Below are 12,238 nucleotides of genomic sequence, written 5' to 3' on the forward strand. Positions count from 1 at the left end.
GACACGACCGGGAATGCAGATGGACGTTACGACGATCGACGGCCGCAAGGCCCGCGCCCGCGCCTGGTTCGAGCGCTTGCGCGACGACATCTGCGCGAGCTTCGAGCGGCTCGAGGATGACGCACCGCAAAGCCTCTATCCGGGCGACGCCGGCCGCTTCAAGCGCACGCCCTGGCAGCGCGCCGACCACTCTGGCGCGCCCGGCGGCGGCGGCGTGATGTCGATGATGCATGGCCGCCTGTTCGAGAAGGTCGGCGTGCACTGCTCGACCGTGCACGGCGAGTTCGCGCCTGAATTTCGCGCACAGATTCCGGGCGCGGCGGAAGACCCGAAGTTCTGGGCTTCCGGCATCTCGCTGATCGCCCATATGCGCAATCCGAACGTGCCCGCCGTGCACATGAACACGCGCTTCGTTGTCACCACAAAGGCCTGGTTCGGCGGCGGCGCCGACCTCACGCCGGTGCTGGAGCGACGGCGGACGCAGGACGATGCCGACAGCGTCGCCTTCCATGCCGCGATGAAACGGGCCTGCAGCCAGCACAGCGGCGTTGCCGACTACGACAAATACAAAAAATGGTGCGACGAGTATTTCTACTTGCCGCACCGGAAAGAGGCGCGCGGCATCGGCGGCATCTTTTACGATTGGCACGACAGCGGCGACTGGGATGCCGACCTCGCCTTCACCCAGGATGTCGGCCGCGCCTTCCTGAAGATCTATCCTGAGATCGTGCGGCGCAATTTCGCGAGCGCCTGGACCGCTGCGGACCGCGAGGAGCAACTGATCCGCCGCGGCCGCTATGTCGAGTTCAACCTGCTCTACGACCGCGGCACCATCTTCGGGCTCAAGACCGGGGGCAATGTGGACTCGATCCTGTCGTCGCTGCCGCCGGAGGTGAAATGGCCGTGACCGCCATGAAGCCCCTCCCCCGCGCCATGCTGATCGACATGGACGACACCATCCTGTCGGCCTATGGCCGGCCCGAGATCGCCTGGAACACGATCACGGCCGAGTTTGCCGAGGAACTGGCGCCGCTGCCGCCGCCGATGGTCGCAACCGCGGTGCTGGCGTTCGCGCGAAACTTCTGGGCCAATGCGGAAGCCGCGTGGCGGATGAAGCTCGCCGAAGCGCGCCACCTCACGGTCAAGGGCGGTTTCGCCGCGCTCGCGGCCGCCGGCCACCGCACCCTGCCCGACGATCTCGCCATTCGCCTCGCCGACCGCTTCACCGCCTATCGCGAGGAGGAGATGTTCGTCTTCCCCGGCGCGCATGAAGCGATCGACCAGTTCAAGGCGCTCGGCATCAAGCTCGCGCTGGTGACCAACGGCGCGGCCGACATGCAGCGCGCCAAGGTCGAGCGCTTCGAGCTGGCGCATCGCTTCGACCACATCCAGATCGAAGGCGAGCACGGCTTCGGCAAGCCCGAGGAGCGCGCCTATCTGCACGCGATGGAGGCGCTCGGCGTCACCGCTGAGGATACCTGGATGATCGGTGACAATCTGGAATGGGAGGTCGTGACGCCGCAGCGCCTCGGCATCTATTCGATCTGGATGGACGTGCATGGCGACGGCCTGCCCGAGGGCTCGACGGTCAAGCCCGACCGCATCATCCGCTCGCTCGGCGAGCTGTTGCCTGTCCAGGCGTAATTGGGGCGCGCGAACAAAAACTGCGAAAACAACCCCATGCACAGTAGCCGGCCGCTGCAGAATCAAAGGCTTACGGATTTTACGAATCGCGTTTGACCCGTCGGGCAAAACAGTGGCATAATGCCATCGTCGGGATGCGTGCGATGGAGGCGCAGAACCTGGCAATCAGCTCGCTCGCAGCCCATCCTTCGAGGCGCCCGCCTGCGGCGGGCCCTCAGGATGAGGTCGCGTTTTGCAGCGAGATCGTCTGACCCTCATTGCGAGGGGCCCGCCAAAGTCTCCGAACGATGCTTCGCATCGCCTAGAGAACCATGCGAGGCCGAGCACGTTCGGCAGCCCTCCAGCTGTCTTATGCGATGCCCCCATCCGTTTTCCGCGTGTCATGACGGCCTGTTAGCCTCACAGCCGCGTCGATCAACCCGAAAGGACAATCCATGGATCTGAAAGCCGGCGATGTCGTGATGCTGAAATCCGGCGGCCAGCCGCTGACCGTCGCGGAGGTGAAGGAGAACGAGGCGCTCTGCCTGTGGATGGGCATTGAAGGCGAGCTGTTCCGCGAGACGCTGCCGCTCGCCGTGCTGATGCAGGTCGAGGAAGACGAGGAAGAGGACGAGGAGTAGGACGGGGAGCGAGCGGATCCAGGGCGAGATGAGAGGTCGTCATGCCCGGGCTTGTCCCGCCTGCGCGGCCAAAGCCGCTTCGGCGAGGCGAAGGCCCGGGCATCCACGTTCTAGGCCGCCGCCGACAACGACAAGAAGAATAGTGGAGGGCCGGGACAAACCCAACCATGACGACAAAGGGTTTTGCGAGGAACGCGTAATCCTCGCCAAGCTGCCCTCGCCCGCAACGATCATGCTCACACAGGCCCCAAATCGTCGAGAGCGATCTCGTGCAAGCAGAGCGGGGGTAAACACCCCCCGCTTGCAAATGTCAGTCGGATCAGAACCGATAGTTAATGCCGCCCTTGGCTGTATGAAGCTGAACCTCGGTGTCCGTGAAGGACGCTCCGGGGAATGCAAGAGCATTGCCGTTCGACTTTCCGAGATTGATGTAGATGTACTCGGCCTTGAACGTCCAGCGCGGGTCGAAAGCCCATTCAAGGCCGCCACCTGCGGAGAAACCTACCTGGACCTCCGACGATGACGCGCTTCGCGTCAGGGCCGGGAAGAAGCCGTTGAAATTGGCAATGTTCGGGGTGGCGAGGTCGGAGGTGAAGATGCTGTTCTTGACGTGCCCCCAGGCGAAGCCACCGGTGCCGTAGATCAGCAGGTTATTCGCAGCATAGCCGAGACGTCCGCGGATCGTGCCGAAGACGTCGATCTCCTGCTTGAGGTTGAAAACGCCGGTGAACGCGCCGTTGTCGCCACCGATCGTTCCGGTGACGCTGAAGGGACGGCTTGCCGTCTCCCTGATGGCTGCGCCGCTGACATCAGCTTCCAGACCATAGACGAATGTGCCGGACTGCCAGTTGTAACCGATCTGGCCGCCGCCGAACCCACCCTTGGGATTCACATCCAGCGAGAATGGCCCGGTGCCACCCGTCACGACATAGCCGGGGACCGTCCCGGTCGCGAGCGCGCCCGGATCGAAGGTCGCGGTCGGATCGCTCCAGCCATAGCCACCGTGCACGCCGGCATAAAAGCCGGTCCAGCTGAATGCAACTGGCGCGGGCGGCGCCTTGGTGTAGGGCCTGCCGAGATCGGCCGCGGAGACTCCGTGGGAGAGACAGAGAGCCGAGAGCAGGAGAGCACCAGAGACAATGGATTTCATGACTTCCCTTTAACGTTGTGCCCGTGAACGGCGGCGCCTCGCCGCGTGAGCACTCTTAAAACCACCAATTACCGGCAGTCCGCCAAAGCCAACTTGTAGCGGTGATCTCGCTTTTTTGCTGTAGCCTCGCCGACACACCCGGGGGCTGTCAAAGACGGTCTCTGCCCGCAAAATATGTATGACGCGACACAGCCAATATTATTGCGACGTCAGGCGTTCCGAAGAAGGCCAGACAAGCAGCGGACGCTTCAATAAGGGCTTTGGAGGCGAATACGGACAGAATCGATGATCCTCCCGAGCAGGTGCCGGCCTGCGTCGATGCCATCAATGGGCCGCTACATCCTCGATCGCACCTGGAGCGCGCGCCGCCGGAACGCCCAGGCGTCCAGACTGTTCGCGGGATGGCTAGACGGCGACGGCGAAAAGAACCTGCCGCGCTACATCTTCATCAGGCCTGAGGCACGAACGCTGATCCCTGACTGGATGTCTCGTGCGCATCGCGTCGTCGCAAAGCTCCGCGCCGCGGCGACAGGCTGCTCCGACGATTCGGACATTCGCCCGCTGAGGAAACGGAGGAGTCGTAGCCGACTCGTGGCTTTTCACACAGCCAGGGCCACAAGGGACATCATTCAATCACCTCGTCGGCGCCAGCGAGGAGTGTCGGCGTCATATCGAGGCTGAGCGCTTTGGCAGCCTTCAGATTGATGACCAACTGGAATTTGTTGGGCCGATAGATCGGGATGTCGCCCGGCTTGGTCCCGTTTAGGATCTGATGCACGTCGATGGCGAGGCGTTGGGCAAGCTCGCCCAGATCCGGCGCATAGCTCATCAGCCCACCGGAATCCACATAGTCGCGAAAGGGATAAATGATCGGAAGATGAAGTTTCCCGGCGAGTTCGGCAATGAAGGCGCGTCGTGCCAAAAGGGTGCCGCTCGCGTCAACCATGGCAGCGTCGAATTGCTGTGACGTCATCTCGAAGGCGCGACGGAGTTGCGTATCATTTACCTCCGGGAGGAAATTCCAGGTCAGCACGATGCCGAGGCCCTGCCCTGCTTTCTGAAGCGACAATCCTAGTGAGGTGTCAATCAAGACACGGGACGACGTCAGGTAAGCGACCTTGGCGGCCAAGGGCACCGCCTCCTTCAGGATTTGCAAGCGCTTGGCGACGATTTCGTAGCCTGCATCGATGCTGACGCCCGTAAGGTTGCCTCCGGGATGCGCGAGGTTTGCAACCAATCCTGTCGCGACCGGATCTCCCATGATCGCAACAATCGGTATCGTTGTGGTGGCCGCCGCGAACGCTTCGATGAGATCGTTAAGATTTACAACGATCACCTGCGGGTCGCGGCCAACGACGGCGGCAGCAAGAGAAGCAAAATGTTCGGAGCGCCCCTCTGCGGAATAACGCTCGACGACGATATTGGCTCCTTCCGCATAGCCCAACCCGCGCAGCGTTTCATGAAACCGCCGCACCCAGAAGGGGCCAGCAGTCTCGGTCAGCTGACCAGCAGGAATGCCCGAATGAACAAACGCAATCCGGTGCTGCCGCGGGGCCCGCTGCGCCCAACCAGCGAGCGGCCATGCCGCTGTCGCACCGCTCAGAAGCTTGATGAACTCCCGTCGCTGCATCGACGCGCTCCCAACCCGAAGCATAGGCAATTTTTTGGTGCAGGTCCAAGCGCGCGTCCATTCTCGGACGTTCTTGGTCCAGGCTGCAGCAAGCTTGACCGCACCATCCTGGTGCCTGATGCCTGCCCTGCTCCGGTTTGGCCCGCCGCAAAGTGCGAAACTGCAGCCCGATCTATTCCGAGGCCAAAGAAGAAAGGGCCACCCCGCGGTGGCCCTTTTGATTATTTTTGAAGGTTTGCGGCAAAGAACTTGGCTGCTTCGGCCTTCGCTTCCTGATCAGCTTTAGCGTCATATCTGAGCGGCAAATTGAACTTCTTGCCGAGTTCGGTCGCTTCAGGGTTCGTGAACGCGTGCACGGCGCCGGGATATTCGATGATCCGATAATCGGCCTTTGCTGCGTCGAAATCCTTCTTAAGCGCATCGTACTGCTCGCGCTTCACGAACGGATCGTCCGCGCCGTTCAGAATGAGGATTTTAGCTTTGACGGTTCCCGGTGCCGGTGCAGGAGTGTTGAGACCAAGTGATGCGTGAAAGCCCGCAACGGCGGCGAGATCAGCGCCGGCGCGTCCCATGTTCAGCACCACCGCGCCGCCGAAGCAGTAACCAACTGCGCCGATCCGCTGGGGATTGACCGAAGCCTGCTTGGCGAGTTGCTCCCGCGCTGCGTTGAAGCGCGCCTCCATCGCCTTCGGGTCCTTCATCACTGCCCCCGAGAGCGCGCCGGCGTCCTTCGGGTTGTCGGCGGTCTTGCCGTCGCCGTACATATCCGCAATGAACGCCGTGTAGCCCTGCTCCGCGAATTTCCGTGCCTCGTTATGGATATGCTTGGTGATGCCCCACCATTCGGGCACCATGACGATGCCGGGCCGCTTGGCCTGGGTCGCGTCGTCGTAGACTACGAAGCCCTTCATCGTGGTCTCGCCATCCGTGTAGGTGACCGGCTCTTCCCTGATCGCGGCGTGTGCGCTCGCGACCATTGCGATGGCGCAAAGTGCTGCCACTATATTCGTTCGCATGGTGACCTCCCGCGGGTTTGGCACAACGCAAATTGGCATACCAGCGACTACTGCGCTAGGCTTTGAAAGCGATGCAGGTGCCCTCGGTGGCTGCGCCTACTTCAAGTTTCCGGATCTCCAGCTTAAGGCGGAGCGTGCAGACATTGCGGTCGGTCGTTGTCGTGGGAGCGATGATATTGATCTCGCCCCGAGATCAATATTTGGACCAAACAGGAAAGTGACAGCCAATCGGACCCTTTCCCATCTACCCGCTATGAGCGGACACGATGGCGCCTGTCCAGCAAGTTAGCTCGGGCCAAGGCCGCCCTCCGCCAAATGCAGTTTGTGCTTTCCCCGGCTCCGGGTGACATCCCCGAGACCGTATCGCCGTCAATATCCAGGTGCTAGATTTCCCTGCTCCTACCGGACAGGAGGACGACATGCCTGACAGCGTCTACAAGGTCATTGAACTGGTCGGTACCAGCGGCGACTCATGGGAAAAGGCGGCGGCCAACGCGGTCGAGCAAGCTGCAAAATCTCTCCGGGATCTCCGCGTCGCAGAGGTCGTCAAGCTCGATATGCAGCTGGATGACAACGGAAGGGTCGAGGCCTATCGCGCCAAGCTCAACGTATCGTTCAAGTTCGAGGGCTCCTGAGCCTCAGCACCTCGCCCCGCTTGTGGGGCGAGGATGACTCAATGGCCAACCGGACGCTGTGACCCAGCTGGGAAGTAGGCTCTGGTCCGATGTGAACCGATATGCTTTGATGCATGGGGGCGTATGGCGCGTGGTGCCCCGATGTACATGGTCATTCGCAAGTACACCAAGGTTCGTTCGGTAGCGGACGCCGCTCGCCGCGCCAAGAGCGGCGTCGGCGAGATACTAAGGCAATCGCCCGGATTCAGATCTTACCATGTGCTGGATGCGGGCGACGGTGTTGGTATCGCCGTGATGATATTTGACGACCGCGAAAGCGCCAATGCAGCGAACGCCAAGATACTGGCGTTTGTTCAGGCGAGTCTGCATGACCTCGATCTTGGAGATCCCGAAATCACTGCCGGCGAAGTCTTGGTGAACATAGAGCCTAACGGGTGCTCGGGCAGAGAGTAGCCGGAAACGTCACCAGTTGCGTGGCGGGTGCCGCCCCTTGTTGATGTAGTCGACCTGATGTCACTGCCACGTTTGCAGCGATCACGCCCGGAGATGCGCGTGCCGTCCGTCCGATGAAGACGGGGAGGAGGAAGACGACAAGGAGGAAGATGACGCTGACGAACCGGCGGTCGTGCGCGAGCCGGATGAAGTCTAGACTAGCGTGATCGGCAGTCCGCGATATATTATCTCCCATGGGCTGGGATGCGAAAGACATAGCGCTCCTCAATAGGCTCTGGTCCGAAGGACAGAGCGCGGCGCAGATCGCGCGCCGTCTCGGGTGCAGTCGTAACGCGGTCTGCGGCATGCTGACCCGTCAGGGCCTGAAGCGCGGCCACAAGCCGCCCACTGCAAGACCCAAGATAAGACCGGCTCCGAAGCCGAGACCGACGTCGTCGGCAGCCTGCGCCCGTCCAGTCGCACAGAAGGTGTCGCGGAACACAGCGGAGAGGCAGCAGCCCAAGGAATTCAGCAAGCAGCAGCTTTACGCCATCCTGGCTGAGGCAGTCAGAAACACCGGCTAAGAGTTCACCACCAACGTCGCTGCGCTCCCGTCAGTGCCTGGCCCAGCTCGACGGGGTTCGGCTGTCGCGTATCTTGCCAAGCCTTGTCTGCTTTCAACTCAAATGGCGGTTCCGGCCAGCAAGAAGACGCCGCCCAGCACGACCATCACAAGTCCAGGCCAGTTCGATTTGATGTCGAAGCCGCTACCTGGCCTTTCAGGCTCGAGCGTGTCACGCCCGGAGCGAAGCCATCTTCCACCGCTGAATCGGCCTCGCCAGATGGGCTGAAACGCCATTTGGAGTACGCCGACGAAAACAAGGAGCACACCAAGCCATATGAGAGTCATGCTCACCTCCTCTACCCGCGAACGCCGATAGGTTGCTGCGCCGAGAACCGTGGTCCATTCAGCGCCTGCCCGCTGCTCTCGGAATCAGACCGACCTTGAAAGCTGCCGGACGCACCAACGCACCCACCTAGGCTGGGGAGATCGCACTCACCGAAGCTCAGGCCACGTCTGAGCGTTCTGCTTAGTCCTCGTCCGGCTCGCGCACGACCGGCGGTTCGTCGGTTTGGTTCCCTTCATCGTCTTGCTCTTCCTCCTCATCCTCTTCGTCGTCATCAGGATCTCGGGGCGGCATCGTGTTGGTCATGATCGCGAAAACATGCCGGTCGATCTTAGCGGGAACCAGCTCGGGGGGTAGGGTCATGTTGTTGCTCCTCGGATGTGACCCTGGAGCACTCTATCCGTTTTTCGGCGGAGCAGACACGAAATTGGTGACCAGGGCGGACGCACCGGGCGAACCGGTGCCTCGACCGTGTATCAGATCAGCTGCCTCGCAGCCGCGGAGATCATCACCAGCCCGCCTGCGATGACCGCAACATCGAGGATCGCCGTGTGGATGTGCACCGGCATCCGCTCGACGAACGCTTTTGCGAGGAACGCGCCGGGCACGGCCATTCCCCCGATCAGCAGCGCGAAGGCGAGCACCTGCGCCGTCACGGCGCCGGCGAGACCGAACACCGAGATCTTGATGAGGCCGGTGCCGAGCGAGATCATCGCGTCGGTCGCGATCACGGCGGCGCCTTCGAGGCCTGAGGCCATCAAGAGCGAGAGCAGGATCACGCCGGAGCCCGAGGTGCCGCCGACCAGGACGCCGTAGCCGACCGAGCCGGCGGCGAGGCCGCCGTCGCCGATCTTGACCTGTCGGCGGCGGAGCACGCGGCGCAGCGGCACGCTCAGGATCAGCACGGTGCCGATCACGAGCGCCGCGCCGGCATTGGTAAGGCGCGTGTAGCCATAGGCGCCGAGCGCGGTGGTCAAGCCTGCGCAGGCGAGCACGATCAGCGCGCGGCGGCGGTCGGCATAGCGGACATAGGCAAGAGCCCGGCTCGCATTGGTCAGCATCGCGGAGATCGCGATGATCGGCACCACGGGTTCGGCGCCGACCAGCGGCACCAGCACCAGCGGCATCAGGGCGCCGGTGCCGTAGCCGGCGAGACCACCGATGATCGAAGCAAACAACGCCATAGTTGCTACCAGCAGGAGCTGCAGAAGCGAGATGTCGGCGAAGCCTGAGACGATGGTCAATTTTTCCGGTCGCGGCTGATGCGGGCTACAGCTTGATCGGCGATGGCAGCGAGCGCGGCTTCCTCGAGTGGGAAATCCGCCGCGAGCCAAGCGTCCTCGGCGAGCGTCAACACATGTCCGAGCGCGGGTCCTTCGGCGAGACCGCGCGCAATGAAGTCGGCGGCCTTCAGTGGAAATTTCGGCGCGGTCCAGCGCTGTGGCAGCTCGGCGAGCGCGCGCCAGCGCATTGAGGTGACATCGCCGCCGTTCCTCGCCCAGCCCAGCAACACGCGATCATGATAGCGCTCAGGCCCGAGCCGGTAGAGCAGCCGCCGTGCATTGGCTTCGTCCTTGGTGGCGAAGCGCCACCAGCGGTGCCCCATCGAATCCAGGGCCTTGGCCTCGGCATTGGAGAGCCGCAAGCGCACGGCGACGCGCTTGGCGTCTTCGGTGACGGCGACCGACAGCGCGGCCAGGCGTCGCGTGCTGCTCGGGGTGAGGCCGAGCTCGCGCTCGATCGCGATCATCGTCGACAAGGGGCCGGTATAGACGACGCCGCCGATCAGCACCTGCAGCAATCCGCCCTCGGCCATGGCCAGCACGGCCGCGGCTGCACCGCCGGCCACCAGCAGCTTCAGCATCTCCATGCGCACCCGCTCGGCCGAGAGGCTGGCTAGCCCTGCGCGTCCCCGGATGCAGGCGAGATAGCCGTCGCGGTCGGGCTCGCCGGCACCGAAGGCGGCATGGATGCGGAAGAAACGCAGGATGCGCAAATAATCCTCGGCGATGCGCTGGTCGGGATCGCCGATGAAGCGCACGCGGCGGGCTTTGGCATCGGCGATGCCGCCGACATAGTCGTAGACGACACCATCAGCATCGACCGACAGGCCGTTCATGGTGAAGTCGCGCCGCGCGGCATCCTTCACCCAGTCGCGGCCGAACGCGACCTTGGCCTTGCGGCCGAAGGTCTCGGTGTCCTCGCGCAGCGTCGTGACCTCATAAGGGTGCCCGTCGATCACCAGCGTGACGGTGCCGTGATCGATACCGGTCGGCACGCCCTTGATGCCGGCAGCCCTGGCGCGCCGCATCACCTCCTCCGGCAGCGCCGTGGTCGCGATGTCGATGTCACCGGGCTTCAGCCCGAGCAGTGCATTGCGCACGGCGCCGCCGACCACCCGCGCCTCCTCGCCATCAGCACCGAGCAGTTTTAGGACACGCGCGGTCCCGCCTGCGGTCAGCCAGGGCGCATGGGCAAGTAAAGGCTCCGCGCTCATGGATCGGCCCCTATTTTTCCACGCCCGGCACGAGCTTGCCGTTCTCGATATGGGCGGGAACGTAGGTCGAATCCGGCGGCGCGCCGGAGAAATGCGCAAGGCCGATCAGGCCCGCGATGACCAGCGCGAGCGCGACCAGGACAAGGCGCGCGACGATCGCGACCGGCCAGGAGGATCGCGCGAACAGGCCGGAGCGCGTGGCGGCCAGGAACAGCGCATAGACGGCAAAGGGGATGAGGAAGATTCCGATCTCGGTCAGAACCGTCCGGATCATGATGAGTAGATCCGCTCATACAGCACACGCAGCATTCCGGCCGTCGCACCCCAGATATAGCGTTCTGCGAACGGCATCGCGTAGTAGGACCGCGGCGTGCCGCGGAATTCCTTGCTGTGCACCTGGTGGTTCACAGGGTTCATCAGGAAGGATAGCGGCACCTCGAACGCATCATCAACCTCGGAATGATTGATGGTGAGCGAAAAGCCTGGCCTGACCCTCGCGACCGTCGGCAGGATGCGGAAGCCGAAGGCGGTGCCGTAGAGATCGAGATAGCCGAGCGGTTCGACGAAGTCTCTGGACAGCCCGACCTCCTCCTCGGCCTCGCGCAGCGCCGCATCGAGCGGCGAGGCATCGGTCGCGTCGATCTTGCCGCCGGGAAACGCGATCTGGCCGGCATGGTCGTTGAGATGCGCAGAGCGCTGCGTCAGCAGGATGGTGGGCTCGGGATGGTCGACCACCGCGATCAGGACCGCCGCGGGGCGCACCGGCTGCTCGCGCGCGATGATCTCGAGCATCTTGTCGGTGCCGGGATCGCCCGAGGCGGGGATGATGTTGGGGTCATAGAGGCCGGGCGGCACGTCGAAGCCGAGCCTCGCCCTGGAGCGGCCGAAGAAATCCGCAGCTCCCATCACGACGGGCTCGTTCGCCAGGATAGGCTTGTTCAAATTCAAAGCGCGGCCCTCACCTGCTCCGCATCGGCCATGGCGAAGAATTCGCCGGCCGACTCGATACCGAACATCGGCTGGCCATCGACCATCCGCTCCTCGCCCATGTCAACCAGATCGTAATAGAGCGCCCGTGTGACCTTGGCCCAGAGATTGGCGCGGACATGCAAGTAGGGCGTCAGTCCGCCGTCCGCCGCCTGCTCGAAGCGCAGCCGGTGCGCGGCATCGCAAATCACCCAGTCGTCGACATTGGTGCGGAAAGTCAGCACGCGATGGTTGTCCTCGCCGCTCTTCAACATCTCGACTGCCATGAACGGCGCATCGTCGACGCAGATGCCGACCTTCTCCACCGGCGTCACGAGGAAATGCTTGTCGCCCTCGCGCTTCAGGATGGTCGAGAACAGGCGGACGAGGGCGTGACGCCCGATTGGCGTCCCCATGTAGAACCAAGTACCATCGGACGCGATTCGGATGTCGAGATCGCCGCAAAACGGCGGATTCCACAGATGCACCGGAGGCAGGCCCTTTTTGGCGCCTTCGGCATCGGCAGCGCTTTTGGCCGCGGCAGTCAGCCCCTCAAGACCGCGATCGGCGCTCTGCCCTTGGTTCGCCATGGTTTGCCCTGACTTTGTCATTGGCACGATTGGTGCAGGTCTACGTTGTACTCGGGTCTGCGGTTCCATCCGGAATAGTCCGGTGTGGAGGTCGCCACTTCGTGATGCCCTACATACCCTTAAGCCGATAAGGTGGGGATAGGTTAATTC

The 12,238-nt window shown here is 63.0% G+C and carries 17 protein-coding genes; 7 read left to right on the forward strand and 10 right to left on the reverse strand.

Annotated elements, in window-relative coordinates:
• Window positions 1-19 precede the first annotated feature (19 nt).
• From hemF to ACVIIV_RS34870, 3 genes are all read left to right on the forward strand, one after another.
• Window positions 20-907, forward strand: a complete 888-nt coding sequence (gene hemF, locus ACVIIV_RS34860; protein WP_456748232.1) for an oxygen-dependent coproporphyrinogen oxidase — start codon at window positions 20-22, stop codon at window positions 905-907.
• The gene (locus tag ACVIIV_RS34865; RefSeq protein ID WP_456748233.1) at window positions 898-1,644 is read left to right on the forward strand and encodes an HAD family hydrolase; all 747 of its coding nucleotides are present in this window, start codon (window positions 898-900) and stop codon (window positions 1,642-1,644) included. The genes hemF and ACVIIV_RS34865 overlap by 10 nt, the downstream gene beginning before the upstream one ends.
• A gap of 434 nt (window positions 1,645-2,078) precedes the next feature.
• A complete protein-coding gene (locus ACVIIV_RS34870; protein ID WP_456748234.1) occupies window positions 2,079-2,264 on the forward strand; it encodes a YodC family protein in 186 nt (61 codons plus the stop codon).
• Window positions 2,265-2,583: 319 nt separating this feature from the next.
• Here the strand turns inward: ACVIIV_RS34870 and ACVIIV_RS34875 are convergent, their stop codons facing one another.
• On the reverse strand, window positions 2,584-3,414 hold the full coding sequence (locus ACVIIV_RS34875) for an outer membrane protein (protein WP_456748235.1): 831 nt from the start codon (window positions 3,412-3,414) through the stop codon (window positions 2,584-2,586).
• Between the two features lie 327 nt (window positions 3,415-3,741).
• Here ACVIIV_RS34875 and ACVIIV_RS34880 point away from each other — a divergent pair, with 327 nt between their 5' ends.
• Window positions 3,742-4,095 (forward strand): MmyB family transcriptional regulator, encoded by a 354-nt coding sequence (locus tag ACVIIV_RS34880; RefSeq protein ID WP_456748236.1) that lies wholly within the window; start codon window positions 3,742-3,744, stop codon window positions 4,093-4,095.
• Here the strand turns inward: ACVIIV_RS34880 and ACVIIV_RS34885 are convergent.
• Both ACVIIV_RS34885 and ACVIIV_RS34890 read right to left on the reverse strand, forming a co-directional pair.
• Complete coding sequence (locus ACVIIV_RS34885; RefSeq protein WP_456748237.1) at window positions 4,040-5,044, reverse strand: ABC transporter substrate-binding protein; 1,005 nt, start codon at window positions 5,042-5,044, stop codon at window positions 4,040-4,042. The genes ACVIIV_RS34880 and ACVIIV_RS34885 overlap by 56 nt on opposite strands.
• Window positions 5,045-5,265: 221 nt before the next feature.
• Entirely contained in the window at window positions 5,266-6,060 is a 795-nt protein-coding gene (locus ACVIIV_RS34890) for a dienelactone hydrolase family protein (protein ID WP_456748238.1), read from the reverse strand.
• 419 nt (window positions 6,061-6,479) lie between these two features.
• Between ACVIIV_RS34890 and ACVIIV_RS34895 the strand changes: the two genes are divergently transcribed.
• From ACVIIV_RS34895 to ACVIIV_RS34905, 3 genes are all read left to right on the forward strand, one after another.
• Window positions 6,480-6,695, forward strand: coding sequence for a dodecin family protein (locus ACVIIV_RS34895; protein WP_456748239.1), 216 nt, complete (start codon window positions 6,480-6,482; stop codon window positions 6,693-6,695).
• Window positions 6,696-6,836: 141 nt separating this feature from the next.
• The gene (locus ACVIIV_RS34900; protein ID WP_456748240.1) at window positions 6,837-7,148 is read left to right on the forward strand and encodes a hypothetical protein; all 312 of its coding nucleotides are present in this window, start codon (window positions 6,837-6,839) and stop codon (window positions 7,146-7,148) included.
• A 233-nt stretch (window positions 7,149-7,381) separates the two neighbouring features.
• The gene (locus ACVIIV_RS34905; protein WP_456748241.1) at window positions 7,382-7,711 is read left to right on the forward strand and encodes a GcrA family cell cycle regulator; all 330 of its coding nucleotides are present in this window, start codon (window positions 7,382-7,384) and stop codon (window positions 7,709-7,711) included.
• Between the two features lie 98 nt (window positions 7,712-7,809).
• On the opposite strand, the gene ACVIIV_RS34910 is transcribed toward ACVIIV_RS34905, so the two are convergent.
• The 7 genes from ACVIIV_RS34910 to ACVIIV_RS34940 all read right to left on the reverse strand — a co-directional run bounded on the left by ACVIIV_RS34910 (window position 7,810) and on the right by ACVIIV_RS34940 (window position 12,088).
• A complete protein-coding gene (locus tag ACVIIV_RS34910; RefSeq protein ID WP_456748242.1) occupies window positions 7,810-8,037 on the reverse strand; it encodes a hypothetical protein in 228 nt (75 codons plus the stop codon).
• A 181-nt stretch (window positions 8,038-8,218) separates the two neighbouring features.
• The gene (locus tag ACVIIV_RS34915) at window positions 8,219-8,398 is read right to left on the reverse strand and encodes a hypothetical protein (RefSeq protein WP_456748243.1); all 180 of its coding nucleotides are present in this window, start codon (window positions 8,396-8,398) and stop codon (window positions 8,219-8,221) included.
• A 113-nt stretch (window positions 8,399-8,511) separates the two neighbouring features.
• A complete protein-coding gene (locus tag ACVIIV_RS34920) occupies window positions 8,512-9,279 on the reverse strand; it encodes a sulfite exporter TauE/SafE family protein (protein WP_456748244.1) in 768 nt (255 codons plus the stop codon).
• The gene (locus tag ACVIIV_RS34925; RefSeq protein ID WP_456748245.1) at window positions 9,276-10,532 is read right to left on the reverse strand and encodes a CCA tRNA nucleotidyltransferase; all 1,257 of its coding nucleotides are present in this window, start codon (window positions 10,530-10,532) and stop codon (window positions 9,276-9,278) included. The genes ACVIIV_RS34920 and ACVIIV_RS34925 overlap by 4 nt, the downstream gene beginning before the upstream one ends.
• 10 nt (window positions 10,533-10,542) lie before the next feature.
• Entirely contained in the window at window positions 10,543-10,806 is a 264-nt protein-coding gene (locus tag ACVIIV_RS34930) for a DUF6111 family protein (protein ID WP_027575525.1), read from the reverse strand.
• Complete coding sequence (locus ACVIIV_RS34935; RefSeq protein WP_456748246.1) at window positions 10,803-11,474, reverse strand: CoA pyrophosphatase; 672 nt, start codon at window positions 11,472-11,474, stop codon at window positions 10,803-10,805. The genes ACVIIV_RS34930 and ACVIIV_RS34935 overlap by 4 nt, the downstream gene beginning before the upstream one ends.
• Window positions 11,475-11,476: 2 nt before the next feature.
• Window positions 11,477-12,088, reverse strand: coding sequence for a DUF1285 domain-containing protein (locus ACVIIV_RS34940; protein ID WP_456748247.1), 612 nt, complete (start codon window positions 12,086-12,088; stop codon window positions 11,477-11,479).
• Between the last annotated feature and the right edge of the window lie 150 nt (window positions 12,089-12,238).

Source organism: Bradyrhizobium sp. USDA 4354 (genome assembly GCF_054060315.1).

Bases quoted from the DNA above. Each gene is read 5' to 3' on its own strand.
- hemF (WP_456748232.1), top strand. From the start codon at position 20: ATGGACGTTACGACGATCGACGGCCGCAAGGCCCGCGCCCGCGCCTGG.
- ACVIIV_RS34865 (WP_456748233.1), top strand. From the start codon at position 898: ATGGCCGTGACCGCCATGAAGCCCCTCCCCCGCGCCATGCTGATCGAC.
- ACVIIV_RS34870 (WP_456748234.1), top strand. From the start codon at position 2,079: ATGGATCTGAAAGCCGGCGATGTCGTGATGCTGAAATCCGGCGGCCAG.
- ACVIIV_RS34875 (WP_456748235.1), bottom strand. From the start codon at position 3,414: ATGAAATCCATTGTCTCTGGTGCTCTCCTGCTCTCGGCTCTCTGTCTC.
- ACVIIV_RS34880 (WP_456748236.1), top strand. From the start codon at position 3,742: ATGGGCCGCTACATCCTCGATCGCACCTGGAGCGCGCGCCGCCGGAAC.
- ACVIIV_RS34885 (WP_456748237.1), bottom strand. From the start codon at position 5,044: ATGCAGCGACGGGAGTTCATCAAGCTTCTGAGCGGTGCGACAGCGGCA.
- ACVIIV_RS34890 (WP_456748238.1), bottom strand. From the start codon at position 6,060: ATGCGAACGAATATAGTGGCAGCACTTTGCGCCATCGCAATGGTCGCG.
- ACVIIV_RS34895 (WP_456748239.1), top strand. From the start codon at position 6,480: ATGCCTGACAGCGTCTACAAGGTCATTGAACTGGTCGGTACCAGCGGC.
- ACVIIV_RS34900 (WP_456748240.1), top strand. From the start codon at position 6,837: ATGTACATGGTCATTCGCAAGTACACCAAGGTTCGTTCGGTAGCGGAC.
- ACVIIV_RS34905 (WP_456748241.1), top strand. From the start codon at position 7,382: ATGGGCTGGGATGCGAAAGACATAGCGCTCCTCAATAGGCTCTGGTCC.
- ACVIIV_RS34910 (WP_456748242.1), bottom strand. From the start codon at position 8,037: ATGACTCTCATATGGCTTGGTGTGCTCCTTGTTTTCGTCGGCGTACTC.
- ACVIIV_RS34915 (WP_456748243.1), bottom strand. From the start codon at position 8,398: ATGACCCTACCCCCCGAGCTGGTTCCCGCTAAGATCGACCGGCATGTT.
- ACVIIV_RS34925 (WP_456748245.1), bottom strand. From the start codon at position 10,532: ATGAGCGCGGAGCCTTTACTTGCCCATGCGCCCTGGCTGACCGCAGGC.
- ACVIIV_RS34930 (WP_027575525.1), bottom strand. From the start codon at position 10,806: ATGATCCGGACGGTTCTGACCGAGATCGGAATCTTCCTCATCCCCTTT.
- ACVIIV_RS34940 (WP_456748247.1), bottom strand. From the start codon at position 12,088: ATGGCGAACCAAGGGCAGAGCGCCGATCGCGGTCTTGAGGGGCTGACT.